Source organism: Bradyrhizobium genomosp. I (2014) (genome assembly GCF_000261685.1).
In the GTDB taxonomy this organism is placed as follows: domain Bacteria; phylum Pseudomonadota; class Alphaproteobacteria; order Rhizobiales; family Xanthobacteraceae; genus Bradyrhizobium.
In genome coordinates this window covers 1-22,499 of sequence record NZ_AJQE01000168.1, presented here as the reverse complement: position 1 = coordinate 22,499, position 22,499 = coordinate 1, and the positions used below count along the sequence as shown (strand labels likewise).

Here is a 22,499-nt window from a genome sequence, read left to right as displayed (position 1 = left end):
TAGCGTGCGACCTCTCGCGTGACCGGGTGAGGCTCGATTGCTGCGACGACGGAAGCGCGTTCCCTCCCCCCTTGTGGGGGAGGGAACGGAGGGAGCGCTGCTTGTCGCCGAAGTCGACCTCAGTTCAGCTCCCCCTCCTAATCCGCAAAGCCGAACAGCTTGGCCGGATTGTGCACCAGGATCTTTTCCAGCTCCGCCTCGTCAGGCGCATAGCGGTTCATCAGCTCGAGCAGGTCGGCATCGTTCGGCGGCTGCTTCACCGAGACCGGGTGCGGCCAGTCGCTGGCCCAGACGCAGCGGTCGGGCGCCGCCTCGATATAGGCGCGCGCGATCGGGATCACGTCGTCGTAGGGAGCCCCGGTCTTGGAGGTCTTCTCGCCGAGCGACAGCATCACCCAGAAATTGCCCTTCTCGAGCAGCTCCAGCATCTTGCGCAGGTTCGGATCGGCCCTACCGGCCTCGGGATCGGGGCGCGCCATGTGATCGATCAGCACGGGCACGTCGAGATTCTCGTACTTGGCGACGCTCGACATGATGCCGTCCTTCTCGGGCTGGATCTTGACGTACCAGCCGAGCTCGCGGATGCGGGCGATGGCGCGGGCGAAGTCGGCGTCCGACAGCACGGCGCCGAGCTCCTGGCGGAAGCTGAAGCGCGCGCCGCGCACGCCAGCATCATGCAGCCTGGCGAGGTAAGAGTCGCTCGCCTCGGCGAACACCAGCGCGTTGGCGCAGCCGCGATAGTTCGACCCCATCGCTTTGAGCCCGTCGAGCACGACGGCATGATCGGCGCCATAGGTCGTGGTCTGCACGATGATGCCGCGCTCGATGCCGAGCGCCTTGTGCATGCGCAGCGCCGCCTCCCAGGTCGCGGTCGGCATCCGATAGGCGGCGCCTGGGCGCTCCGGATACTTGTCGATGGGCCCCAGCACGTGAAACTGGCTGTCGACGGTCTTCGGCGGCGGCGCCTTGCTTGGGCGGCGCGGGTTGGGATCGAACGGCAGATAGGTCGGCATGCGCAAAGCTCCTCAGTCGATCACGGCGGTGAAGTCGCACTGCACCAGCGCGCCGCCATCCATGTTGTCCATCGGCAGCGCATGGCGCGCCGGGCGCGAATGCTCGTCCGGAAACATCTTGAGCCACTCGACATTGACGGGGCCGCGATTGCCGCGGTCCTTCAGCCACACCGTCATCTTGATGATGTCGTCGGTGGTGCCGCCGGCGGCCTCCACCGTCGCCTTCATGTGCGCGAACATGTTGGCGCACTGGGCGTCGAGGCTCTCGGGCATCGCGTTGGTCGCGGGATCGCGGCCGAGGATGACGCCCGACATCACGAGGTTGCCGATGCGGCAGGCGTTCGGAATCGGATTGACGTGCTTGAAGCCGCCGATGTGGATGCTCTTGCGCCGTGTCATGGTGCGCTCCCTGATGCTTGTTGGTTCAGACGAATTGGCACGACACCGAGCCGAACGTGCCATAGTCGGCATGAAAGGTGTCGCCGCGGCGGATGTCGACGGGACGCGTGAACGATCCCGCCAGCACCACCTCGCCAGCGGCGAGATATTCGTCGTGCGGCGCAAGGCGGTTGGCGAGCCAGGCGATGCCGTTGGCGGGATGATTGAGCACGCCGGCGGCAAGCCCGGTCTCCTCGGCCTCGCCGTTGCGGAACAGCAGCGCGCCGATCCAGCGCAGATCGGCATCCATCGGGCGGAACGGCCGGCCGCCGAGCACCAGCGCGGCGTTGGCGGCGTTGTCGGAGATCGTATCCATCACCTTGCGCGTCTTTCCTGTCTCCGGATCGACGCGGTGCATGCGCGTCTCCAGAATCTCCAGTGCGGGCGTGACGTAGTCGGTGGCGTTGAGCACGTCGAAGATGGTGCAATCGGGCCCGCGCAGCGGCGCCTTCAGCACGAAGGCGAGCTCGACCTCGATCCGCGGCGCGTGGAAGCGGTCGAACGGAACAGGCGTAGCGTCCGCATAGAACATGTCGGCGAACAGCACGCCGTAATCCGGCTCGGAGATGCCGACCGCGTTCTGCATCGCCTTCGAGGTCAGGCCGATCTTGTGGCCCTTGATGACGCGGCCGCGGCCGAGCTGCAGTTTCGTCCAGGCGCGCTGGACCGCGTAGGCATCCTCGATGCTGAAATCCGGATACTCCTTTGTGAACATCGGAATCAGCGATTTCGTGCGCTCGGCCTCGTCGAGCCGCGCGGCAAGCCGTTCGATCGTCGCACTATCCAGCATGATCTATTGCTCCGCGGCGACCGTGTTGCGCAGCACGCCGATGCGGCTCGACTCGACCTCGACGACGTCGCCGACTTTCAGCCAGCGCGGCGGGTCGAAGCGCGCGCCCGCCCCGGTCGGCGTGCCCGTCACGATCATGTCGCCGGGCTTCAGCGTGGCGAAAGTGGAGAGATAGGAGATCAGGAAGTCGAACGGGAACATCAGCCGCTCGGTCGTATCCTGCTGCCGCACCTCGCCGTTGACGCGCGTGATGATGTCGTGCGGCCCGCGCGGATCGAGCTCGTCCGCGGTGACGATCCAGGGACCGATGCTGCCGGAGCGGTCGAAATTCTTGCCTTGCGTGACGTTGAACTTGCCGTGGCGCAGCCAGTCGCGGATCGTGCCCTCGTTGCACAGCGTCATGCCGAAGATATGCGACCACGCTTTCTCGCGCGGAATGTGGCGGCCGCCCTGCCCGATCACGATGACGAGCTCGCCCTCGTAGTCGAGCTGGTCCGATACGCCAGGCTTCTCGATGGGCTGGCCGGAGCCCGTCATCGACGATATGCTGCGCACGAACAGGCTCGGATATTTGGGCAGGTCCGAATTGTCCTTGTATTCGGCATTGCGCTCGGCGTAGTTGACGCCGATGCACCAGAGCTTCTCCGGCGCCAGCACCGGCGGCAGCAGGACGAGCTTTTCCAGCGCGTAGTCGGGCTTCTGCCCGGCCACCGCTTCCTGGGCATCGGCGAGCGCATTGGCTGCGATCAGCGCCTTCACATCCGAGAAGTCGCGGCCGATCCGCCTGGTCAGATCGACCACACCGCCTTCGACGGCAGCACCATAGCGCGGCTCTCCGTCCACGAGATAGCTCAGGAGTCGCATTGTGAATTCCTCCGATGATCTTGAGGCAGCTGGGCGCGAGACAAACCCGCGCGCTCAGTCTTTCGATTTGGGAGTCTGAAACACGGTCTTCAGCGTCACGATCTCGCCGAGGCGGGCGTAGCGCGGCCCGCCGATGCGGGCGATCGGGTCGAGCGCCGTGGTCTCGACCTTGCCGTCGTTCACGAGGCCGTCGCGCAGATGAAACATGACGACCTCGCCGACGATCAGCCGGCTCTTGGCCTCGCCGAATTCGAGGCATTGCCGAAAGCGGCATTCCATCGCGACCGGCGCGGCCGCGAGCCGTCGCACCTTGATGAGGTCGCAGGGCAGCGTCTCCAGCCCGAGATGCTCGACCTCGCTGATTTCAGGCGGATGCTCGACGGATGAGTCGTGCACCGCGGACATCAGAGGTGCGTCGGCGATATGGATCACGTATTCCTCGGTATCGAGGATGTTGTGTGCGGTGTCCTTGTACTCGGCGCCCTTGCGGCCGACGCTGATGGCGAGCATCGGCGGCTTCTGAGAGACGAAGGTGAAGGCGCTGAACGGAGCGAGGTTGAGCACGCCGCCACGTGACAGGCTCGTGACCCACGCGATCGGGCGCGGCACCACGATGCCGGTCATCAGGCGGTAGATGCGCTCGGCGCCGAGCTCGGTGGGATCGATCCGCATGGCTCAGTTGGCCGCGATGTTGGCCTTGCGCACCACCGGAATCCACTTGGCGTCCTCGCGCTCGAGATAGGCCTTGAACTCGTCCGGCGTCATCGGCGTGGCTTCGCCGCCAAGCTTCTCGAACTTGTCGATCACGGCGGGATCTTTCAGGATCGCAACCAGCGTCTCGTGCAGCTTGTCCACGATCGGCGCCGGCGTGCCGGCGGGCGCGAAGAGGCCCGTAAAGGTCTGGCCGTCGAAATCCTTGTAGCCGAGCTCGGCGAAGGTCGGCACGTCGGGCAGCGACTTCAGGCGGTGCGGGCTGGTGACCGCGAGCGCGCGGAACAGGCCGGCCTTGATGTGCTGGAGACTGACCGTGAGCTGGTCGAACGCGAACTGAACCTGGCCGCCGAGCAGATCGTTGATGGCCGGCGCATTGCCGCGGTAATGCGCCGTGACCCATTGCAGGCCGAGGTTCGACTGCATCAGCTCGCTGAGCAGATGGTTGGTGGTGCCGGGTCCGGGCGAGGCCATGGTCAGCTTGCCGGGCTCGCGCTTGGCGAGGTCGATGAATTCCTTGAAAGTGTTGGCCTGCAGCGACGGATGAACCTCGAGCACCAGCGGCGTCATCGAGATCGTCGAGATCGGCAGGAAGTCCTTCTTCCAGTTGTAGGCGTCGCGCTTGTTGATCTCGGTCGCGAACAGCACCGGGCCGTTGGCGCCGACGAACAGCGTGTAGCCGTCGGGCGCGGATTTCGCGAAGGCTTCGCCCGCGATCATGCCGCCGGCACCGGCCTTGTTCTCGATGATGAAGGGCTGGCCGAGCTTCTCCTGGAGCTTGTCGGCGACGATGCGCGCGGCGCTGTCGACATTGCCGCCGGCGGGATAGGGCACGATCAGCTTGACGTTGCGCGCCGGCCATTGCTGGCCCGATGCAGGCCCCGCCAGCATCGCGGTGACGGCAGCTATGGCAATCCAGATTAATCTCATGTTAACCTCCCGGCGGCGTTTCCGACTCATTTCGAATGCCCTGACGTCGCGCAAGACAGCTCAAAGACACTCCGATCGGAGCGCAATCTCCAGATGCGCGCTTGCCCTGTCGAGGGATTTGTGGCGTTCTTGTCCATATTATGGACAAGGGACGCGCGATGAGATCCGCCCGCAGCGCCGTGGTGCCGCGGCAGGGCGCGCAGGCGATCCGGCGCGCCCTCGCGGTGCTGCGCATCCTGGCCGCAGGCCGCGAACACGGTGTGCCATTGGCCGAGGTGGTGCGCGCGACCGGTCTCACCCGCCCGACCGTGCATCGCATCGTCCACGTGCTGATCGAGGAAGGCATCGTCGAGCGGCACGAGCGGACCCTCCGCTACGCGATCGGCAACCAGGTGCCGGAGCTGGCGCTCGCACGGCCGCGACCCTCGCGGCTGCTGGTCGCCGCAAATCCGTCGCTGCAGCGCGCCTCCGCCGAGATCGGCGACACGCTGTTCCTGACGGTGCGCACCGGCAACGACACGCTGTGCGTCGATCGCAGGATCGGCGTCTATCCGATCCAGGTGCTGTCGATCGAGGTCGGCGCGCGCCGGCCGCTCGGCGTCTCCAGCGCCGGCGTCGCCATCCTCGCCGCGATGCCGGCGTCGGACGCGCGAAAGATCGTCGCAGCCAACGAGAAGCGGTTCGAGGCCTACCGGACCGATGTGGCGACGGTGCTGGGCGAGGTGACCGCCGCCAGACGGCTGGGCTATGGCCTGCGGGAGATCGGCCTGGTGCAGGGGACGAAATCGCTCTCGACCTGGATCAAGACGCCGGACGGGCAACCCGCCGCGGCGATGACCGTCTCCGCCGTTCGCACGAGGCTCGGACCAAGGCGCGAGCAGGAGGTCGCGGAGATTTTGCTGCGCGAGGCGCGGCTGATCGAGCAGGCGATCGGGGGATAAGCGTTGAGGCTGACGCGGACGGGACCTCTTCGCCTCTCCGCGCAAGCGGGGCGAGGGAGCCCACCGCGAGCGCGGCGCTGTCAATGGCTGACTTCGCAGACGTTTTTGTGGCACAAGGACCGCCATCGCCGACCGATCAACGAGGCCACGCATGCCCGCGCCAAAGCCGCCTGCTTTCGAGACCCTGAGCCTGCATGCGGGCCAGCATCCGGATCCCGTGACCGGCGCCCGGGCGGTGCCGATCTACCAGACCACGTCCTATGTGTTCCAGGATTCGGACCACGCCGCGGCGCTGTTCAACCTGGAGCGCGCCGGCCACATCTATACCCGCATCTCCAATCCGACCACCGGCGTGCTGGAGGAGCGGCTCGCCGCGCTCGAGGGCGGCGTCGGCGCGATCTGCACCGCGAGCGGCATGGCCGCGCTGCATCTCGCCATCGCGACGCTGCTCAATGCCGGCGACCACATCGTGGCGTCGAGCTCGCTCTATGGCGGCACCATTAACCTGCTCGCGCACACGCTGCCGCGCTTCGGCATCACCACCACCTTTGTCAAGCCGCGCGATCTCGACGCGTTCCGCGCGGCGATCCAGCCGAACACCAGGCTCGTGATCGGCGAGACCATCGGCAATCCCGGGCTGGAGGTGCTCGACATTCCCAAGGTCGCGGCGATCGCGCATGAGGCCAGGATCCCGCTGCTGATCGACAACACCTTTGCCACGCCCTATCTCAGCCGCCCGATCGAGCTGGGCGCCGACATCGTCATGCATTCGGCGACCAAATGGATCGGCGGCCACGGCATCGCGATCGGCGGCGCCATCGTCGACGGCGGCCGCTTCGACTGGCGCTCTTCCGGCAAGTTCGGCGTGCTGACCGAGCCCTATGGCGGCTATCACGGCATCGTCTTCGACGAGCAGTTCGGGACGGCGGCCTTCATCATGCGCGCGCGCACCGAAGGTCTGCGCGATTTCGGCGCCTGCCTGTCGCCGACCAACGCGTTCCAGCTGTTGCAAGGCGTGGAGACGCTTCCCGTGCGCATGGACCGCCACATGCAGAACACGCATCTCGTGCTCGAGGCGCTGAAGTCGAACAAGGCCGTCGACTGGGTGCTGCATCCCGCGCTCGAAAATCATCCTGACCATCAGCTGGCAAAGCAGCTCTTGCCGCGCGGCGCCGGCTCGATCGTCTCCTTCGGCATCAAGGGCGGACGCCCCGCGGGCCGCAAGTTCATCGAAGGCTTACGCATGATCAGCCATCTCGCCAATGTCGGCGACGCCAAGACGCTGGTGATCCACCCGGCCTCGACCACGCATCAGCAGATGGATGCCGAGCAGCTCGAGGCGGCCGGGATCGGCGAGGAGCTGGTGCGGCTGTCGGTCGGCATCGAGACGGCGAGCGACATCATCGACGATCTCGCCCAAGCGCTGCGCATCTCGCAAAAGGTCTGACGCCATGAAGCTCTCCGTCAACGGCACCGATGTGTTTGTCGCAACCGGCGGCCGCGACTTCGACAAGTCGCTGCCCGCGGTGGTGTTCATCCACGGCGCCGGCTTCGATCATTCCACCTGGGCGCTGCATACGCGCTGGTTCGCCCATCACGGTTTTGCCGTGCTTGCACTCGACCTGCCCGGCCACGGCCGCTCCGCCGGGCCTTCCCTCGGCAGCATCGCGGAGATGGCGGATTGGACGGCGGCGCTGCTGGATGCGGCCGGCGCCACTAGGGCGCATCTGATCGGCCATTCCATGGGCTCGCTGATCTCGCTGGAGACGGCGGCGCGGCATCCCGACAAGGTCTCCGCGCTGAGCCTGATCGGCACCGCCGCGACCATGACGGTCGGCCCGGATCTCCTGAAGGCGGCCGAAGCCAATTCGCAGGATGCAAACGACATGGTCTCGATCTGGGGTCTCGGCTTCAAGGCCGAGCTCGGCGGCAGCCTCGCGCCGGGCCTGTGGATGCATGGCGGCGCGCAGGCCGTGCTGAAGGCATGCGAGCCGGGCGTGCTGTTCAGAGATCTGTCGGCCTGCAATGCCTACACGAATGCGCTTGCGGCCGCCGCAAGCGTGAAGGTGCCGACGACATTGATCCTCGGCGAGCGCGACATGATGACCCCGGCGAAGGCCGGCAAGGCGCTCGCCGCCGCGATCCCGCATGCGAAGACCGTCGTGGTGCCCGGCGCCGGCCACATGATCATGGCCGAGCGCCCGGACGAGCTGCTGGCGGCACTGAGGAACTAAGCGGATCGATCTTCCGCCTTGCGCGTTGCGGTCAGATATCCCTGCCAATCAAGAACGGGAACTCGACAATGCCAAGACAGGAAGTCATCCGTAAAGCGAGGCAGGACAAGCGTGAGGGCAAGTCGGCCAGCACGCAGGCCGGCGAATTCGTCAAGGACGAGATCGACAAGATCCGCAAGGGCAAGCACGGCGCGCGCTCGACGCGTCAGGCCATTGCCATCGGACTGTCCGAGGCGCGACGCGCCGGCGTCGACCTGCCGCCGCCGCGCAAGGGGCGCACCAAGAAGTCGACGCGCCGCGGCGCCAAATATGCCTACGAGGTCGGCCAGGGAGAACGCACACCGAAGCGCCGGCCGAAGGTATCGCGCGCCGTCGAGAACGTCCTGAAGAAGGAGCCGCGCTCGGCGGCATCGCGGAGCGCGCTGTCAAAACAGGGCAAGCGGGCCGCAAGCCGCCGAACCGCGGCGTCACGTTCGGCCGCCGCGCGGAAAGCGAGCCACACCAAGGGCGCCAAGGTCCGCTCCGCCACAGCAAAGAAGGCGGCGCGCACCCGGGCGCGCCGCCGGAGTTGATGCCCTCTAGCGACCTTGTGAGTTGAATGCCAGCGGCTGTCGCACGACGATCCGGCCCTCCATTGCATCGATTGGAGCTTTCATGTCAGAGACTCTCAAGGGGCGCACGGCGCTCGTCACCGGCGGCTCGCGCGGAATCGGTGCTGCCGTCTGTCGCGCGCTGGCCGATGCGGGCGCTGCCGTGGCGATCAATTGCCGCCAGCAGATCGGGCAGGCCGAGCAGCTGGCCGGCGAGATCGGCAGGCAAGGCGGCCGCGCCATCGTCGTCGCCGCCGACGTCTCGCAAGCCGAGGCCGTGGCTGGAATGGTCGAGCGCGTCACGGCCGGGCTCGGGCCGATCGACATCCTCGTCAACAATGCCGGTATCGCCATCACGCGCGGCATCGACGATCTCACCGAGGATGATTTCGACCGCACCATCCTGGTCAACCTGAAATCCGCCTTCCTGTGCACGCAGGCCGTTCTGCCGTCGATGCGCGCGAGAACGTGGGGCCGCATCGTCAACATTTCCTCGGGCGCGGCGCGCGGCGCCGGCTCGATCGGCCCGCACTACAATGCATCCAAGGCCGGAATGGAAGGCCTCACGCGAGGCTATGCTGCGCGGCTCGTGAAGGAGGGAATCACCGTCAACGCAGTGGCGCCGTCGCTGATCGAGACCGACATGATGAGCGGCCAGCCCCAGCTCGTCAGCCGCATCCCGCTCGGCCGCTTCGGCACGGCGGAGGAAGTGGCGAAAGCCGTGATGCTGCTCGTCGACAATGCCTACATGACCGGACAGACCGTGGCGCTGAGCGGGGGCATGGCGTTTAACTGAGCGCACGCCGTCACGCCCGGGCTTGACGATCAGCTGCCGATCGAGGCGCAGCGACTCACCACATCGTCGCGGCCGCCCGTTCCGGCCAGATGCGGTCGTACTCCGCGCCGCCGACCTTGTTCTCGCTCATTTCCGCGAGGATCTGGCCCGGTGTCGGCAAACTCCTGGGATCGATACGCTTGTCGGGATTCCAGAGGTCGGAACGCACGATGGCGCGGGCGCACTGGAAGTAGATCTCCTCCACATTCATCACCATGACGCTGCGCGGCGCCTTGCCCTCGACCTTGAACGAGGCCAGCAGCTCCGGATCTATCGAGAGATGAGCGCGACCGTTGGCGCGGACCGCGTTGCCCGAGCCGGGGATCAGGAACATCAGGGACACCCTGGGATCGCGCACGATGTTGCGCAGGGAATCGACCCGGTTGTTGCCGCGGCGGTCCGGCAGCATCAGCGTCTTGGGATCGTGGATGCGGACGAAGCCGGGCAGGTCGCCGCGCGGCGAGCAGTCGATGCCTTCGGGCCCGATGGTGGCGAGCGCTGCGAACGGCGCCTTCTCGATGAAGACGCGATAGAGCGGCGTGACGTGGTCGGCGACTTTCACGGTCGAGGCGTCGTTGGTTGCGCCGTAGATGGCTTCCAGCTGTTCGACCGTTTCGATCACCGACATTCCAGCCTCCTCATTGTGCCGGCAACTCATCCTGCCAGCATTCATTCCTGATCACGCGCACGAGCTGGCGGCCGTGGTAGTCGGCGCTGCCGGCGTTGAGGATGGTGACGTCGGCCCGCGCCGACGCATCGTCGACGCTGCGCGACAGCCGCTCCACGATGTTGCCGTCGCTGTGCCGCGCCCGCGCTGCAAGCCGCTGCGCCAGCACGTCCGGCGGCGCCGTGATCGCCACCACCACGACGTTGACATAGGCCCGGCGCAGCGCGCCGATCACCGTGCGCGAGACGTTGGCAACAACGGCCCGGCCGGCACGGATGTCGTCGTTGATCTCGCGCGGCAGCGCATAGGAATGCCCGTGCGCCTCCCAATGCACGGCAAAATCGCCGTGCTCTCGCATGCGGCGGAATTCATCCCGGCTCACCGCAACGTTGTCCTCGTCAGTGGAGGACTCCCGCGTCACGACCCGGCGCGGAAAGACGATGTCGCGGTCGTCGGCGCAGGCCGCCTGGGCCAGCCGCAGCAAGGTGTCCTTGCCGGCGCCGCTGGGGCCGACCACGAGCACGAACCGTCCGGGGCCGATCGCACCCGCCTCGTCCTGCGCCACGGTCACGGTCTCGCTCATGCGACGCGGAATCCTTCGCGCCAGACGCTGCGAACAACGGGAACGTCGCCTACGACATGCACGCGGATCAGGTCGGCGCGCTTGCCGGTCGCGACCTCGCCACGGTCGGTGAGGCCGACCGCATCGGCGGGCGCCTTCGTCACGGTGCGAATCGCCGCCGGAAGGCTGATCGCGGGCACGTGCTCGGGCAATTGCAAAGCGCCCATCAGCAGGCTGGAGGGGATGTAGTCCGACGACAGGATGTCGAGCAGACCTTCGCGGGCGAGATCGACCGCGGCGATGTTGCCGGAGTGCGAGCCGCCGCGCACCACATTCGGCGCACCCATCAGAATGTCGATGCCGGCCTGATGCAGGCCGCGTGCGGCCTCGAGCGTGGTCGGGAACTCCGCCACCGAAACGCGATCGCGCACGGCGTCCGCGACGTTCTCCTCGGTGGTGTCGTCGTGGCTCGCCAGAGGAATCTTGTACCGATGCGCCAGCGCCACGATCTCGCGCATGTTGGTCGCCGCATATCGCTTCTGGTACTCGAAGCGCTTTGCGAACAGCTCGTCGAGCTCGGCATCGGTCTTGCCGCCGCCCTTGCCGCGATAATAGTCACGCAGCTTGACCTCGTCGCGGAACTGGCGCTGGCCCGGCGTGTGATCCATCAGCGACATCAGCTTGACGTCGGGACGGTCGATCAGCTCCCTGGCCTCCTCGACCACGCTCGGCATCGGGATCTCGCAGCGCAGATGCAGGAAGTGATCGGCACGCAGCAGGCTGGCATCACGCGCGGCCGTGATCGCGGCGGCGAGCACGCCGGCGCGGCCATCGACTTCCTCGGCGCCGTCCTCGCGCCAGACCCGGAGTGAATCGAAAACCGTGGTGATGCCCGAGGTCGCGAGCTGGCCGTCATAGGAGATCACGGCGGCGACCGGATTCCAGAACACTTTTGGCCGCGGCACGTAATGCGCCTCGAGATGGTCGGTATGGAGTTCGATCAGGCCCGGCATGATTAGATCGCCGGCTGCATCCTCAGCGCCCGCGGGCGCCCTGCCCTCGCCGATCTCGGCGATGCGTCCGTCCGCAAGAGCGAGCCAGCCCTGCTCGATCACCCGGTCGGCCAGCACGATCCTGGCGTTGGCGATCACGGTTACCTTCGGCTCGGCGTTCATTTCCATTTCCTTCAGGCCGCGGCAGCAAAGCTGGTGACGTCGACGATGCGGTCGGCAATCAGATGACGGATTTCGTCGTCATGGACAATGGCGACCATGGCGACGCCCTGGCGCTTCTTCTCGGCGACCAGCTCGACCACGACGGTGCGGTTGGCGGCATCGAGCGAGGCGGTCGGCTCGTCCAGCAGCAGGATCGGCAGGTCCGAGATGAAGCCGCGCGCGATATTGACGCGCTGCTGCTCGCCTCCGGAGAAGGTCGCGGGCGGAAGCTGCCAGAGGCGCTCGGGGATGTTGAGGCGATGCAGCAGCTCGCCGGCGAGCTGCTGCGCTTCGGATCTGGCCACGCCGTTCACGATCAGCGGCTCGGCGACGACGTCAATGGTGGCCACGCGTGGCACCGCGCGCAGGAACTGGCTGACATAGCCGATCGTGGAGCGGCGGATATTGAGGACCTGCCGCGGCTCGGCGGTGGCGAGGTCGATCACCGTGCCGCGATGGCGGATGCCGATGCGGCCGCTATCGCAGCGATAGTTGCCAAAAATCATCTTCAGGATCGACGATTTGCCGGCACCTGATGGCCCCGACAGCACGACGCATTCGCCGGGATTCACGTGGAAGGTCACGCCGCGCACGACCGGCAGCTCGATGCCGCCTTGCAAGTGCATCGTAAAGGTCTTTTGGGCATCGGCAACATCGATCATGGCGGTCATCGAAAGGCTCATGGCGGGAGAATCGAGGAGACGAGGAGTTGGGTATAGGGCTCACGGGGATCGTCGAGCACCTGGTCGGTGAGGCCGGTCTCGATGACGCGGCCGCCCTTCATCACCATCACGCGATGCGATAGGAGGCGCGCGACCGCGAGATCGTGGGTGACGATGATGACGGCGAGATGCAGCTCGGCGACGAGGCTGCGCAGCAGGTCGAGCAGGCGCGCCTGCACCGACACGTCGAGGCCGCCGGTCGGCTCGTCCATGAATACCAGCCGCGGCTCGGTGACGAGGTTGCGGGCGATCTGGAGACGCTGCCGCATACCGCCGGAATAGGTGCGCGGCGCATCGTCGATGCGCGCGACGTCGATCTCGACGCGGGCGAGCCAGTCCGACGCGGTGTCGCGGATGCGACCGTAGTGATTCCAGCCCACCGCCATCAGCCGCTCGCCGACATTGGCGCCGGCCGAGACCGCCATGCGCAGGCCCTGCGCGGGGTCCTGGTGCACGAAACCCCAATCAGTGCGGAACAGGAAGCGCCGCTCGGCCTCTCCGAGCGTCGTGAGATCACGGGTAACGCCGTCGCGCATCCGGTAGGACACATGGCCCGCGCTCGGCGCCAGCTGACCCGACAACATCTGCAGCAGCGTCGACTTGCCCGAGCCGGATTCGCCCACGATCGCCAGCACCTCGCCGGGATAGAGCGCGAAGGAGACGTCGCGGCAGGCGGCGATGCGGCCGAAGGACTTGCTGAGAGATGTCGCGACCAGCAGCGGCTCGTCGTTATCGAGCATGTCGTGATCAGCCATTCGACGCCTCCCGCGCCTTCTCCTTGTAGGGCGCAGCACTGAGGCTGCCGTGATGGCCCGCGGCCTGCCGGCCCTCGCAATAGTCGGTGTCCGAGCAGACGAACATGCGCCCACCCTTGTCGTCGGTGACGATCTCGTCGAGATAGGAGTTCTCGGCCCCGCACAGCGCGCAGGGCGCGTTGAAGCGGTACGGCTCGAACGGGTGGTCCTCGAAATCGAGCGAGACCACTTTGGTATAAGGCGGGATCGCGTAGATGCGCTTTTCGCGGCCGGCGCCGAACAATTGCAGCGCGGGACAATTGTCCATCTTGGGATTGTCGAACTTCGGCGTCGGGGACGGATCCATCACGTAGCGCGCGTTCACCTTCACCGGATAGGCGTAGGCGGTCGCGATATGGCCGAAGCGGGCGATGTCCTCGTAGAGCTTCACGTGCATCAGGCCGTACTCGGCGAGCGCGTGCATGCGCCGCGTCTCGGTCTCGCGCGGCTCGAGGAAACGCAACGGCTCGGGGATCGGCACCTGATAGACCAGCACCTGGTTTTCGTTCAGCGCCGTCTCGGGGATACGGTGACGGGTCTGGATCACCGTTGCCTCGTCCGTCGCCGTCGTGGTCGCAACGCCGGCGGTCTTGGCGAAGAACTTCCGGATCGAGATCGCATTGGTGGTGTCGTCGGAGCCCTGATCGATCACCTTGAGCACGTCCTGGGGACCGAGGATCGCGGCGGTGACCTGCACGCCACCGGTGCCCCAGCCATAGGGCATCGGCATTTCGCGGCTGGCGAACGGCACCTGATAGCCGGGAATAGCGATCGCTTTCAGGATCGCGCGGCGGATCATCCGCTTGGTCTGCTCGTCGAGATAGGCGAAGTTGTAGGCGGGCGCGTTCATTCCGCGGCCTCCTTCATGGCATCGCCCGCTTGGGCGTCCGCGAACTCCTGCCGCAGCTTGCGCAGCAGGCCGAGCTCGGACTGGAAGTCGACATAATGCGGCAGCTTCAGGTGCTCGACGAAGCCGGTCGCCTGGACATTGTCCGAATGCGACATCACGAACTCCTCGTCCTGCGCCGGTGCGAGCGCCTCCTCGCCGAGCTCGCGTGCGCGCAGCGCGCGATCGACCAGCGCCATCGACATGGTCTTGCGCTCGCTCTGGCCGAAGGCGAGGCCGTAGCCGCGGGTGAAGCACGGCGCCTCGGTCGCAGTACCCTTGAACTGGTTGACCATCTGGCACTCGGTCAGCTCGATCGAGCCCAGCGGCACGGCGAAGCCGGCGTCTTCCGCGAAGAATTCCACCTCCACCTCGCCGAAGCGGATCTCCCCGGCGAAGGGATGGTTGCGGCCATAGCCGCGCTGGGTGGAATAGCCCATCGCCAGCAGGAAGCCTTCATCGCCGCGCGCCAGATTTTGCAAGCGCAGGTCGCGATCCGCAGGAAAGTTCAGCGGCTCGCGGGTGAGATCGCCGACGCTGGCGCCGTCGTCGGCCTGCGGCGAGGATTCGATCAGCCCGTCACGGCCGAGAATGTCGGTCACGCGCGGCGTTGGCGCGGTGGCCGCTTCAGCCGTCGCCGGCGCGTCCGGAACGAAGCCTTCGGCGAGCGAGGGATCGAGCAGGCGGTGGGTATAGTCGAAGGTCGGCCCGAGGATCTGCCCGCCGGGAATGTCCTTGAAGGTCGAGGACACGCGCCGCTGCACCCGCATGGCACCGGTGTCGACCGGCTCGCTGGCGCCGAAGCGCGGCAGAGTGGCGCGGAAGGCGCGAACCAGGAAGATCGCCTCGATCAGATCGCCGCGCGCCTGCTTGATCGCCAGCGCCGCGAGCTCGCGATCATAGAGCGAGCCTTCGCCCATGACGCGGTCGACCGCGAGGCCGAGCTGCTCGGAGATCTGGTCGAGCGTGACCTCCGGAACGCTTTGGTCGCCGCGCCGCGCATTGGCCAGCAGGCGATGGGCGTTCTCGATGGCGCGTTCACCGCCTTTGACTGCGACATACATGCTCTTAGCTTCCTTTGCTCACGGCGCGCGTGGTGCGCGGGATCGCAACCACGGCGTCATCGGCGACCAGCACCACATCGATGCCGCGCGGAAACAGCGCTTCGTTGAGCCGGAGGCGCTCCAACAGATCGAAGGGCTCGATCGACGCCTGCAGCGTCGCGACACCGTCGATGCCGGGGCCGCGCAGCTCGAAGCTGCGCCCCGAGACCAGGCTCTCGAGCTGAATGATCACCGTGGTCGAACGGTCCGGGTATTCGTTCGTCCCGAGCGCAAAACGGTCGAGCGGCGGAAGCGCCGCGCCGTTGCTGACCAGCGCGAAGCTCGCGATCGAGCAATCCTGCACCACCGGCGCGCCGGTATGGAATTTCAGCCACTTCACCACGTCGGGGCTCTCCGCCATCCGCGCATCGAGCCAGAGTGGCGTGTCGTGGTCGAACAGCGTCAGTGCGATTGCGGCCGTGCCGCGCATCATCGGCCCCGGCGCCCCCGCCATCGGCACGATGCGCCGGACCGAGCCCGGCCGCGCCATCGCGTCCATAACCGAGCGAAAGGTCGATTGCGCCGACAGCACCTTGTCGGCGAAACCCGGCGGCAGTTCCGAAATCGTGGTCATGATCTCACCCCTCACCGCGCACCATGGTGTAGAAATCAACCTTCGTCGCAGCGGTCTCGGCCGCCGCCTGCCTGCGCTCGACCATCAGCTGCTCGCGCAACGGCGCGATGACGTTGCGCTCGACGAGCCCGCCATGATCACGGGACTGCACCAGCGCATCGCACAGCGCGATCAGCCGCGCCTTCTCACCGTCCCGGCCGAGCGTGTAGCCGAACCCGACCTCACCGCTCGCAAGCCGCACCGCGGCGCGCGACACCGTGGCTTCACCGAGATTGAACGGCGCGCCGTCGCCGCCGACCCGGCCGCGCAGCATGACGAGGCCGCTTTCGGGCATGCGCAGATGCTGATGGGCCGGGAGGGAAAAGTTGCGGAGGCGAGCGGCGATCTCGCCCGCCTCCGCGTGCGCCAGCACCGCCATCGCGGCCTTGCGCTGGGCTTGCTGGTTGTTGTGCTGCGTCACCTGGTCCACCGAACTTGCCGCGTCGAAGTTGTCTATGATAATAGACAACTTCATACGGAAGCGCCATGACTGTTTCGTGACAATGATGTGATTTCTGGAGTAGGTTTCCCGCGACATGAGCATGCAGGACACAGCCTCCTCGGGCGTCGCGCTATGGCGCCTCGTTGCCGACGGCATCGAGCGCGGCATCGCCGACGGCCGCTTTGCGGCCGGCGACAAGCTGCCGGGCGAGATGGAGATCGCCGAAACCTATCGCGTCAACCGCCACACGGTGCGGCGCGCGCTGGCTGCACTCGCCGAGCGCGGCCTCGTGCGCGCCGCGCGCGGCAGCGGGACCTATGTCGAGGCGCAGAAGCTCGCCTATCCGCTGCGCTCGCGCACGCGTTTTTCCGAGATCGTCGGCGCGGGCGGCCGCGAACCGCATGGGCGGCTGATCGAGGCGACCAATGACGTCGCGACGCGCGAGCTTGCGCGGGAACTGGGATTGAAGACCGGCGCGCCGCTGGTGCGGATCGAGGCCATCCGCCTCGCCGACCGCACGCCGATCTGCGTGTCTACCACCTGGCTGTCGGCAGACCTGTTTCCGGATGCGGGAGCCGTGTTCGCGGCGACACGCTCGATGACAAAACTGCTCGAATATTACGGCGTGCGCGACTATCGCCGCGGTGCCACCCGAATCACCGCCGGCATCGTCGATGCGACCGATGCCGCACGGCTCGATCTGGCGCTGGGCCGGCCGATCCTGGTGGTCGATGCCACCGACCACGATCTCGAGGGCAAGCCGCTGCTGACGAAGCATTCACGCTTCGCGGCCGAGCGAGTGGAGTTTCTGGTGGAGAACGGGTGAGGCGCTGCCATCTACCCCTCTCCCCTTGCGGGAGAAGGGAAGAGGAGCTCGTGGCGGCGATCAGGCCACCGCCCTTCGCCCAATGATCGCGAATCGCAGCTTGCCGGAGATGAAATCGATCGCGGCGACCGCAACCAGGATCATCAGGATCAGGAACGACACCTTCTGCCATTCCAGCACGCGGATCTGCTCGGCGAGCTGCAGGCCGATGCCGCCGGCGCCGACGATGCCGATGATGGTGGCCGAGCGCGTATTCGACTCGATGAAATACAGCACCTGGCCGGCGATCACAGGCAGCACCTGCGGCATCAGGCCGAAGCGGATCTCGTGCAGCGCGCTGCCGCCGGAGGCGCGGATGCCTTCGACCTGCTTCTGGTCGGCGCCCTCGATCGCTTCGGAGAACAGCTTGCCGAAGGCGCCGAAATCCGACACCGCGATGGCGAGCACGCCCGCGAACGGGCCGAGCCCGACGACGTTGATCCACACCAGCGCCCAGATCAGCGTATCGACGCCGCGGATCGAATCCAGGACGCGGCGAACCGGAAAGCGCAGGATCGTCGACGGCACCACGTTGCGCGCGGCAAGCAGACCGACCGGAAGTGCGAACACCGCGGCCAGCGTGGTACCGAGCAGCGCGATCGACAGCGTCTCGCCGAGCGCCTTGAGATACAGCGGCAGCGATGAGCCGGGATCGGGCGGGATCATCATCATCGTGATCCAGCCGAGCTGGCTGACGCCGGCAGCGAGACGCGACGGTGAAAAGTCGAGGTCGACCAGCCCGAACACCAGAAGCGCGAGCGCGGCGGCGATCATCGCCGGCGTCGCGAGACGCGCTGACGCCGGCCGGCTGAAGACATCCGGATGGCGGGCGCGAAGCTGTGCCGCATCGACCTCTGGATGGCGGCTCATGTCCGCGCCTCCCTGCCGAACAGGCGGCCGCGCAGCCAGCCGGTGCCGATGTCGATGAGGAAGACCGTGACGATGATGGTCAGGAGGATCGCGCTGACGTCCGAATAGTAGAACTTGCGGATCGCAACAATCAGCTCCATCCCGATGCCGCCGGCCCCGACAAAGCCCATCACCGAGGCTTCTCGCACATTGATCTCGAAGCGCAGCAGCCCATAGCTGGCATAGCCGGCGATCACCTGCGGCAGCACGGCAAAACGCATGCAGGACAGCCAGCTTGCCCCGGTCGAGCGCACGCCTTCGACCGGCCTCATGTCCGCATTCTCGACGATTTCGGAGAACAACTTGCCGAGCGCGCCGGTCGAATGGATGGCGATCGCCAGCACGCCCGCCATCGGCCCCAGGCCGAAGGCAATGACGAAGATCAGCGCGAAGACGATGCCCGGAACGGTGCGGGCGAATTCGAGCAGGCGCCGCACCGTAAAGCGCAGCCAGGGCGCGGGCGAGGTATTTTCCGCCGCGAAGAAGTTGAGCGCAAGCGCGAGCACCGCACCGATCAGCGTGCCGACATAGGAGATCAGCAGCGTCTCGCCGAGCAGCTTCAGCCATTTGTGCCAGCCCCAGAACCATTCGACCGGATCGGTCCAGACCCGCTGGCCGCTGTCGAGGGTGAGGATGCGATCGAAATAGCTGACGAAATTGCCGAAATAGGTGAAGAAGGTCCGCAGGTTCACCTCGGCCCCGATCGAGGCGACGATCAGTGCGGCGGCGAACAGGGCCAGCCCCGCCATCAACCGCAGACGCTTGCGCGCGACTGCCGCGCGGTAGGCGGCATTCAGCGCGGCGAGCTGCTGCTCGGGAAGGATCGAAACCGCAATCGTCATCGAAGGCAAGGATCCATCAAGGCAGCTGCATCAAGAAAAGAGCCAGGTCCATCGACCCGGCTCCAGTCAAATCGTCCCGACGAGCTCAGGACGCCTTCTTACGCAGATTGTCGACGAACTTAATCAGCTCGATCGTCTTGTTGTAGTCTTCGTTCGTGATCGGCGCCCACGGCTTGTTCTTGCCGTCGGAGAGCTTCTTGAACGCCTCGGGGTCCTTCTGCGCCGCATCGAGGAAGGCCTTCTTGATCGCGGCCTTCATGTCGTCGGGCAGGTTGCTGAGATAGGCATAGGGCGAGTTGATGATGAGGTCGGACTTCACGATGATGCGGAAATCCTCCTTCTTCATCACGGTGCCGTCGGCCGCCTTGACCATGCCCTTGTTGAGCATGCGGGTCAGGTTGGAATCGTCGTCGGCGTTCCACCAGTTGGCAGCGACGTCGACGGTGCCCTGGGCCAGCGCGAGGACGGCGTTTTCGTGGCTGCCGGTGAAGACGACCTTGGAGAAATAGGCGTCGGGATCGATGCCCATCTGGTTCATCTTGAAGCGCGGCATGTTGTTGCCCGAGGTCGAGTTCGGATCGACCAGGCCGAGATTCTTGCCCTTGAGGTCCTCGAGCTTCTGGTACGGCGATTTCGCCAGCACGTAGAACACCGAATAATAGCCCTTCGAGCCGTCGGAGTTGACGTCGATGACGAAGGCGTCGGTCTTCACGCCGGTGAGACGCGCGCGGGAAAACGAGGCCGGTCCGTAATAGCCGATGTGGATGTTGCCGGCGCGCTGGCCCTCGATCACGGCGGCGTAGTCGTTGGCGACCCGCAACGTCACCTTCACGCCGAGCTCTTTCGACAGATAGTTGACGAACGGCCCGAAGCGCTCCGTGACGCCGCTGCCATTCTCCGCCGGAATCACCGCGAAGGTGATCTCCGGATATTTCGCCTTCCAGTCTTCGGCGGAAGCCGGCCCGGCGAGGGTCAGCGCGGCGGCGCCGGCGAGAATCAGTCTACGGGTGATCATGAATAGCCCCTTCCTGGTTGAAGTCGGTTCGTACGCAATCAAAGACGCGCGCGGCCTCACGCCGCAGCGGCCGTTCCGAGTGCCGGGACGCCCTCGGGCGCCGGAACAGGCACGGCCCCCATGACATCGGCGGCTTCGAGATCGTAGAGCTCGCGCGCCACGTGATCGGTCAGCGCGGACGGCGCACCGTCGAACACGACGCGCCCCGCCGCCATGCCGATCAGGCGGTCGCAATAGCTGCGGGCGAGATCGAGCGAATGCAGGTTGCAGAGCACGGTAATGCCGAAATGCTTGTTGATGCGCAAAAGCGCATCCATCACGACCTTGGTGTTGCGCGGGTCGAGCGAGGCGATCGGCTCGTCGGCGAGGATGATGTCGGGCTGCTGCACCAGGGCGCGCGCTATCGCGACGCGCTGCTGCTGGCCGCCGGAAAGCTGGTCGGCGCGCTGGGCGGCGAGCGTAGCGATGTCGAACTGTTCGAGCGCGGACATCGCCAGAGCCTTGTCCTGCTCGGGCCAGGCCTGCGTCAGCGAACGCCAGGCAGGCATCGTCGCAAGGCGCCCCATCAGGACGTTGGTGAGCACGTCGAGCCGGCCGACCAGGTTGAACTGCTGGAAGATCATCGCCGAGCGCGCGCGCCATTGGCGGAGATCCTTGCCGCGCAACGCGGTAACGTCGACGCCGTCGAACAGGATGCGCCCCCCGGTCGGCGTCACCAGGCGGTTGATGCTCCGCAGCAATGTCGACTTCCCGGCGCCGGATCGCCCGATCACACCGACGAAGCCGCCGGGGGAAACTTGAAACGAAGCGTCGTCCACCGCGGCTTTTGCGCCGAAGCGACACGTCAGACCATCCACCACCAGCATGCAGGGCTCCAGAGTAGCTGGAGCCAACCGCTAACGTCCATGCTTAACACTTGTGTGACGGCGCCGTTGCGGTGCGGCGATCCTGCACGCCTCATCCCCTGTCATCTCGGCGTCATGACATCGTCATCAAGCCACTCGAAGAGGAATGCCCGCCCTCACACCCCGGATGCATCATGGCCGCCAAAGTTCTTTCGGTTCAGCCGACCATCGACCCCTCGGCCAGACTGCATGAGACCAGGCTTGGCGCCTATACCGAGGTCGGCGCGCGCACCATCCTGCATGAGGTGACGATGGGCGATTACTCCTATGTCGTGAACGATTCGCAGATCACCTACACCACCATTGGAAAATTCTGCTCGATCGCGGCGATGACGCGCATCAATCCCGGCAACCATCCGATGCACCGCGCGACACAGGCGCACTTCACCTACCGCTCCAGCGCCTATTTCGAGGGTGAGAGCGACGATGCCGCGTTCTTCGACTGGCGGCGCCAGCATCACGTCCATGTCGGCCATGACGTCTGGATCGGCCATGGCGCGATCGTGTTGCCGGGCCGCAACATCGGCACCGGCGCGGTGATTGCCGCCGGCGCCATCGTCACCAAGGACGTGCCCGCCTACACCATCGTCGCCGGCAATCCGGCCCGTATCGTGCGGCGGCGGTTCTCGGAGGAGATCGCCGGCCGGCTGGCGAAGCTCGCATGGTGGGACTGGGATCACGACAAATTGCGCGAGGCGCTGCCCGATTTCCGCAAGCTCGGGATTGAAGATTTCCTTTCGACATACGAAGCACGGGCGAGCTCTCTCACCAATTCTCCTGCCAGCAAACGAAGCGCGGTCGCGTGACGGACATATTCCTAGAAGGCGGCCGGGCCCTGATCGGCGCCGAGCTGGTCGAAACCTCGCTTCTGGTGTCCGGAACGGACATTGCGCAGGTCGATGCTTCCCGCGGCCGTGCGCGGCTGGCGATCGATGCGCGCGACCTGCTGGTCTTGCCCGGCATCGTCGATCTGCACGGCGATGCCTTCGAACGGCAGATGATGCCGCGCGCCGGCGTCGATTTTCCGATCGACGTCGCGCTCGCCGACAGCGATCGCCAGGCGATCAGCAACGGCATCACGACGGTGTTTCACGCCACGACCTGCTCGTGGGAGCCGGGCCTGCGCAGCGCCGACAATGCGCGCGGCCTGATGGAGGCGATCGAGCGGCAGCGCCCGCAATTCGCCGCCGACACCCGCTTCCATCTGCGCCACGAGACCTACAATCTCGACGCCGAGGCCGAGATCGCCCAGTGGCTCGCCGAGGGCCGCGTCGACCTGTTCGCCTTCAACGACCACATGGACGGCACAGTGGCCGACATGGCCAAGCCGCGCAAGCGCAACCGCATGGTGGAGCGCACCGGCCTTTCAGTTGAGGAATTCGACCGGCTGGTCGAGCGCGTGGTTTCGCGCGCCGACGAGGTGCCTGCTTCGGTGTCGCGCCTGGCTGCTTCTGCCCGCGCGGCCGAGGTGCGGATGCTCTCGCACGATGACGCAACGCCGGCAATGCGCCGGGAGTTTCGCGAGCTCGGCGCTGACATCGCGGAGTTTCCGGTCAACGAGGAGACGGCGCGGGCGGCAGCGAGCCACGGCGATGCCATCGTCTACGGCGCGCC

27 protein-coding genes are annotated in these 22,499 nt (G+C 66.3%); 8 read left to right on the top strand and 19 right to left on the bottom strand.

What is annotated here, in order from left to right; genetic code table 11:
- Positions 1–137: 137 nt before the first annotated feature.
- The 6 genes from IC50_RS16160 to IC50_RS16135 are packed head-to-tail and all read right to left on the bottom strand — an operon-like array spanning position 138 to position 4,746.
- The gene (locus IC50_RS16160; protein ID WP_035706479.1) at positions 138–1,013 is read right to left on the bottom strand and encodes an amidohydrolase family protein; all 876 of its coding nucleotides are present in this window, start codon (positions 1,011–1,013) and stop codon (positions 138–140) included.
- A 12-nt stretch (positions 1,014–1,025) separates the two neighbouring features.
- Entirely contained in the window at positions 1,026–1,412 is a 387-nt protein-coding gene (locus IC50_RS16155) for a RidA family protein (RefSeq protein WP_035706477.1), read from the bottom strand.
- Positions 1,413–1,437: 25 nt separating this feature from the next.
- Complete coding sequence (gene hpaH, locus IC50_RS16150) at positions 1,438–2,241, bottom strand: 2-oxo-hept-4-ene-1,7-dioate hydratase (protein WP_035706474.1); 804 nt, start codon at positions 2,239–2,241, stop codon at positions 1,438–1,440.
- A gap of 3 nt (positions 2,242–2,244) precedes the next feature.
- Positions 2,245–3,105, bottom strand: coding sequence for a fumarylacetoacetate hydrolase family protein (locus IC50_RS16145; protein ID WP_035706470.1), 861 nt, complete (start codon positions 3,103–3,105; stop codon positions 2,245–2,247).
- A gap of 54 nt (positions 3,106–3,159) precedes the next feature.
- Positions 3,160–3,777 (bottom strand): flavin reductase family protein, encoded by a 618-nt coding sequence (locus IC50_RS16140; RefSeq protein WP_035706468.1) that lies wholly within the window; start codon positions 3,775–3,777, stop codon positions 3,160–3,162.
- Between the two features lie 3 nt (positions 3,778–3,780).
- Entirely contained in the window at positions 3,781–4,746 is a 966-nt protein-coding gene (locus IC50_RS16135; protein WP_035706465.1) for a Bug family tripartite tricarboxylate transporter substrate binding protein, read from the bottom strand.
- A 158-nt stretch (positions 4,747–4,904) separates the two neighbouring features.
- On the opposite strand from IC50_RS16135, the gene IC50_RS16130 reads away from it, so the two are divergent.
- From IC50_RS16130 to IC50_RS16110, 5 genes are all read left to right on the top strand, one after another.
- Positions 4,905–5,687 carry an IclR family transcriptional regulator gene (locus IC50_RS16130; RefSeq protein ID WP_244429599.1) on the top strand — a complete coding sequence of 261 codons (783 nt, stop codon included), beginning with the start codon at positions 4,905–4,907 and terminating at the stop codon, positions 5,685–5,687.
- Positions 5,688–5,838: 151 nt separating this feature from the next.
- Positions 5,839–7,134, top strand: coding sequence for an O-acetylhomoserine aminocarboxypropyltransferase (locus tag IC50_RS16125; protein WP_035706461.1), 1,296 nt, complete (start codon positions 5,839–5,841; stop codon positions 7,132–7,134).
- 4 nt (positions 7,135–7,138) lie between these two features.
- Complete coding sequence (locus IC50_RS16120) at positions 7,139–7,921, top strand: alpha/beta fold hydrolase (RefSeq protein WP_035706459.1); 783 nt, start codon at positions 7,139–7,141, stop codon at positions 7,919–7,921.
- A 68-nt stretch (positions 7,922–7,989) separates the two neighbouring features.
- Positions 7,990–8,493: a DUF6496 domain-containing protein gene (locus IC50_RS16115; protein ID WP_035706456.1), complete on the top strand. Its 504-nt coding sequence runs from the start codon at positions 7,990–7,992 to the stop codon at positions 8,491–8,493.
- An 82-nt stretch (positions 8,494–8,575) separates the two neighbouring features.
- Positions 8,576–9,307, top strand: a complete 732-nt coding sequence (locus IC50_RS16110; protein ID WP_035706454.1) for an SDR family NAD(P)-dependent oxidoreductase — start codon at positions 8,576–8,578, stop codon at positions 9,305–9,307.
- A 55-nt stretch (positions 9,308–9,362) separates the two neighbouring features.
- Here IC50_RS16110 and IC50_RS16105 read toward each other — a convergent pair whose 3' ends face one another.
- Genes IC50_RS16105 through phnG form a run of 9 tightly spaced genes read right to left on the bottom strand, consistent with a single transcriptional unit; the run spans position 9,363 to position 16,337 of the window.
- Positions 9,363–9,974 carry a pyridoxamine 5'-phosphate oxidase family protein gene (locus tag IC50_RS16105; protein ID WP_035706452.1) on the bottom strand — a complete coding sequence of 204 codons (612 nt, stop codon included), beginning with the start codon at positions 9,972–9,974 and terminating at the stop codon, positions 9,363–9,365.
- Positions 9,975–9,984: 10 nt separating this feature from the next.
- Positions 9,985–10,596 carry a phosphonate metabolism protein/1,5-bisphosphokinase (PRPP-forming) PhnN gene (gene phnN / locus IC50_RS16100; protein WP_035706444.1) on the bottom strand — a complete coding sequence of 204 codons (612 nt, stop codon included), beginning with the start codon at positions 10,594–10,596 and terminating at the stop codon, positions 9,985–9,987.
- Positions 10,593–11,750: an alpha-D-ribose 1-methylphosphonate 5-triphosphate diphosphatase gene (locus tag IC50_RS16095; RefSeq protein ID WP_035706541.1), complete on the bottom strand. Its 1,158-nt coding sequence runs from the start codon at positions 11,748–11,750 to the stop codon at positions 10,593–10,595. Before IC50_RS16095 ends, phnN begins: the two co-directional genes overlap by 4 nt.
- A gap of 11 nt (positions 11,751–11,761) precedes the next feature.
- Positions 11,762–12,460 carry a phosphonate C-P lyase system protein PhnL gene (phnL, locus tag IC50_RS16090; RefSeq protein ID WP_035706539.1) on the bottom strand — a complete coding sequence of 233 codons (699 nt, stop codon included), beginning with the start codon at positions 12,458–12,460 and terminating at the stop codon, positions 11,762–11,764.
- Positions 12,461–12,468: 8 nt separating this feature from the next.
- Positions 12,469–13,266, bottom strand: coding sequence for a phosphonate C-P lyase system protein PhnK (gene phnK, locus IC50_RS16085; RefSeq protein ID WP_035706441.1), 798 nt, complete (start codon positions 13,264–13,266; stop codon positions 12,469–12,471).
- Complete coding sequence (locus IC50_RS16080; RefSeq protein ID WP_035706438.1) at positions 13,259–14,155, bottom strand: alpha-D-ribose 1-methylphosphonate 5-phosphate C-P-lyase PhnJ; 897 nt, start codon at positions 14,153–14,155, stop codon at positions 13,259–13,261. The genes phnK and IC50_RS16080 overlap by 8 nt, the downstream gene beginning before the upstream one ends.
- Positions 14,152–15,255 (bottom strand): carbon-phosphorus lyase complex subunit PhnI, encoded by a 1,104-nt coding sequence (locus IC50_RS16075; RefSeq protein ID WP_035706435.1) that lies wholly within the window; start codon positions 15,253–15,255, stop codon positions 14,152–14,154. The genes IC50_RS16080 and IC50_RS16075 overlap by 4 nt, the downstream gene beginning before the upstream one ends.
- A 4-nt stretch (positions 15,256–15,259) precedes the next feature.
- Positions 15,260–15,868 carry a phosphonate C-P lyase system protein PhnH gene (gene phnH / locus IC50_RS16070; RefSeq protein WP_035706426.1) on the bottom strand — a complete coding sequence of 203 codons (609 nt, stop codon included), beginning with the start codon at positions 15,866–15,868 and terminating at the stop codon, positions 15,260–15,262.
- Between the two features lie 4 nt (positions 15,869–15,872).
- Positions 15,873–16,337 (bottom strand): phosphonate C-P lyase system protein PhnG, encoded by a 465-nt coding sequence (gene phnG / locus IC50_RS16065; RefSeq protein ID WP_035706537.1) that lies wholly within the window; start codon positions 16,335–16,337, stop codon positions 15,873–15,875.
- A 106-nt stretch (positions 16,338–16,443) separates the two neighbouring features.
- Between phnG and phnF the strand changes: the two genes are divergently transcribed.
- The gene (gene phnF / locus IC50_RS16060) at positions 16,444–17,175 is read left to right on the top strand and encodes a phosphonate metabolism transcriptional regulator PhnF (protein ID WP_035706424.1); all 732 of its coding nucleotides are present in this window, start codon (positions 16,444–16,446) and stop codon (positions 17,173–17,175) included.
- Between the two features lie 60 nt (positions 17,176–17,235).
- Here phnF and phnE (IC50_RS16055) read toward each other — a convergent pair whose 3' ends face one another.
- The 4 genes from phnE (IC50_RS16055) to phnC form a co-directional block, all read right to left on the bottom strand.
- Positions 17,236–18,084 (bottom strand): phosphonate ABC transporter, permease protein PhnE, encoded by an 849-nt coding sequence (gene phnE / locus IC50_RS16055; protein WP_035706421.1) that lies wholly within the window; start codon positions 18,082–18,084, stop codon positions 17,236–17,238.
- Positions 18,081–18,965 (bottom strand): phosphonate ABC transporter, permease protein PhnE, encoded by an 885-nt coding sequence (gene phnE, locus IC50_RS16050; protein ID WP_035706417.1) that lies wholly within the window; start codon positions 18,963–18,965, stop codon positions 18,081–18,083. Before phnE (IC50_RS16050) ends, phnE (IC50_RS16055) begins: the two co-directional genes overlap by 4 nt.
- A gap of 85 nt (positions 18,966–19,050) precedes the next feature.
- On the bottom strand, positions 19,051–19,980 hold the full coding sequence (phnD, locus tag IC50_RS16045) for a phosphonate ABC transporter substrate-binding protein (RefSeq protein ID WP_035706414.1): 930 nt from the start codon (positions 19,978–19,980) through the stop codon (positions 19,051–19,053).
- A 56-nt stretch (positions 19,981–20,036) separates the two neighbouring features.
- Positions 20,037–20,846: a phosphonate ABC transporter ATP-binding protein gene (gene phnC / locus IC50_RS16040; protein WP_035706411.1), complete on the bottom strand. Its 810-nt coding sequence runs from the start codon at positions 20,844–20,846 to the stop codon at positions 20,037–20,039.
- Positions 20,847–21,019: 173 nt separating this feature from the next.
- On the opposite strand from phnC, the gene IC50_RS16035 reads away from it, so the two are divergent.
- Positions 21,020–21,691 carry a transferase hexapeptide repeat family protein gene (locus IC50_RS16035; protein ID WP_035706408.1) on the top strand — a complete coding sequence of 224 codons (672 nt, stop codon included), beginning with the start codon at positions 21,020–21,022 and terminating at the stop codon, positions 21,689–21,691.
- On the top strand, positions 21,688–22,499 hold an 812-nt coding region (locus IC50_RS16030; protein ID WP_035706406.1), incomplete at its 3' end, for an alpha-D-ribose 1-methylphosphonate 5-triphosphate diphosphatase. The genes IC50_RS16035 and IC50_RS16030, both read left to right, overlap by 4 nt.

What these genes read in the sequence shown, in the direction of transcription:
- IC50_RS16120 (WP_035706459.1), top strand. Translation starts at nt 7,139, where the DNA reads ATGAAGCTCTCCGTCAACGGCACCGATGTGTTTGTCGCAACCGGCGGC.
- phnE (WP_035706417.1), bottom strand. Translation starts at nt 18,965, where the DNA reads ATGACGATTGCGGTTTCGATCCTTCCCGAGCAGCAGCTCGCCGCGCTG.
- phnD (WP_035706414.1), bottom strand. Translation starts at nt 19,980, where the DNA reads ATGATCACCCGTAGACTGATTCTCGCCGGCGCCGCCGCGCTGACCCTC.
- phnK (WP_035706441.1), bottom strand. Translation starts at nt 13,266, where the DNA reads ATGGCTGATCACGACATGCTCGATAACGACGAGCCGCTGCTGGTCGCG.
- IC50_RS16140 (WP_035706468.1), bottom strand. Translation starts at nt 3,777, where the DNA reads ATGCGGATCGATCCCACCGAGCTCGGCGCCGAGCGCATCTACCGCCTG.
- phnF (WP_035706424.1), top strand. Translation starts at nt 16,444, where the DNA reads ATGAGCATGCAGGACACAGCCTCCTCGGGCGTCGCGCTATGGCGCCTC.
- IC50_RS16080 (WP_035706438.1), bottom strand. Translation starts at nt 14,155, where the DNA reads ATGAACGCGCCCGCCTACAACTTCGCCTATCTCGACGAGCAGACCAAG.
- IC50_RS16125 (WP_035706461.1), top strand. Translation starts at nt 5,839, where the DNA reads ATGCCCGCGCCAAAGCCGCCTGCTTTCGAGACCCTGAGCCTGCATGCG.
- IC50_RS16160 (WP_035706479.1), bottom strand. Translation starts at nt 1,013, where the DNA reads ATGCCGACCTATCTGCCGTTCGATCCCAACCCGCGCCGCCCAAGCAAG.
- IC50_RS16130 (WP_244429599.1), top strand. Translation starts at nt 4,905, where the DNA reads ATGAGATCCGCCCGCAGCGCCGTGGTGCCGCGGCAGGGCGCGCAGGCG.
- IC50_RS16110 (WP_035706454.1), top strand. Translation starts at nt 8,576, where the DNA reads ATGTCAGAGACTCTCAAGGGGCGCACGGCGCTCGTCACCGGCGGCTCG.
- IC50_RS16075 (WP_035706435.1), bottom strand. Translation starts at nt 15,255, where the DNA reads ATGTATGTCGCAGTCAAAGGCGGTGAACGCGCCATCGAGAACGCCCAT.
- IC50_RS16115 (WP_035706456.1), top strand. Translation starts at nt 7,990, where the DNA reads ATGCCAAGACAGGAAGTCATCCGTAAAGCGAGGCAGGACAAGCGTGAG.
- phnN (WP_035706444.1), bottom strand. Translation starts at nt 10,596, where the DNA reads ATGAGCGAGACCGTGACCGTGGCGCAGGACGAGGCGGGTGCGATCGGC.
- phnL (WP_035706539.1), bottom strand. Translation starts at nt 12,460, where the DNA reads ATGACCGCCATGATCGATGTTGCCGATGCCCAAAAGACCTTTACGATG.
- phnH (WP_035706426.1), bottom strand. Translation starts at nt 15,868, where the DNA reads ATGACCACGATTTCGGAACTGCCGCCGGGTTTCGCCGACAAGGTGCTG.
- IC50_RS16105 (WP_035706452.1), bottom strand. Translation starts at nt 9,974, where the DNA reads ATGTCGGTGATCGAAACGGTCGAACAGCTGGAAGCCATCTACGGCGCA.
- phnC (WP_035706411.1), bottom strand. Translation starts at nt 20,846, where the DNA reads ATGCTGGTGGTGGATGGTCTGACGTGTCGCTTCGGCGCAAAAGCCGCG.
- phnE (WP_035706421.1), bottom strand. Translation starts at nt 18,084, where the DNA reads ATGAGCCGCCATCCAGAGGTCGATGCGGCACAGCTTCGCGCCCGCCAT.
- IC50_RS16135 (WP_035706465.1), bottom strand. Translation starts at nt 4,746, where the DNA reads ATGAGATTAATCTGGATTGCCATAGCTGCCGTCACCGCGATGCTGGCG.
- IC50_RS16035 (WP_035706408.1), top strand. Translation starts at nt 21,020, where the DNA reads ATGGCCGCCAAAGTTCTTTCGGTTCAGCCGACCATCGACCCCTCGGCC.
- IC50_RS16145 (WP_035706470.1), bottom strand. Translation starts at nt 3,105, where the DNA reads ATGCGACTCCTGAGCTATCTCGTGGACGGAGAGCCGCGCTATGGTGCT.
- hpaH (WP_035706474.1), bottom strand. Translation starts at nt 2,241, where the DNA reads ATGCTGGATAGTGCGACGATCGAACGGCTTGCCGCGCGGCTCGACGAG.
- IC50_RS16155 (WP_035706477.1), bottom strand. Translation starts at nt 1,412, where the DNA reads ATGACACGGCGCAAGAGCATCCACATCGGCGGCTTCAAGCACGTCAAT.
- IC50_RS16095 (WP_035706541.1), bottom strand. Translation starts at nt 11,750, where the DNA reads ATGAACGCCGAGCCGAAGGTAACCGTGATCGCCAACGCCAGGATCGTG.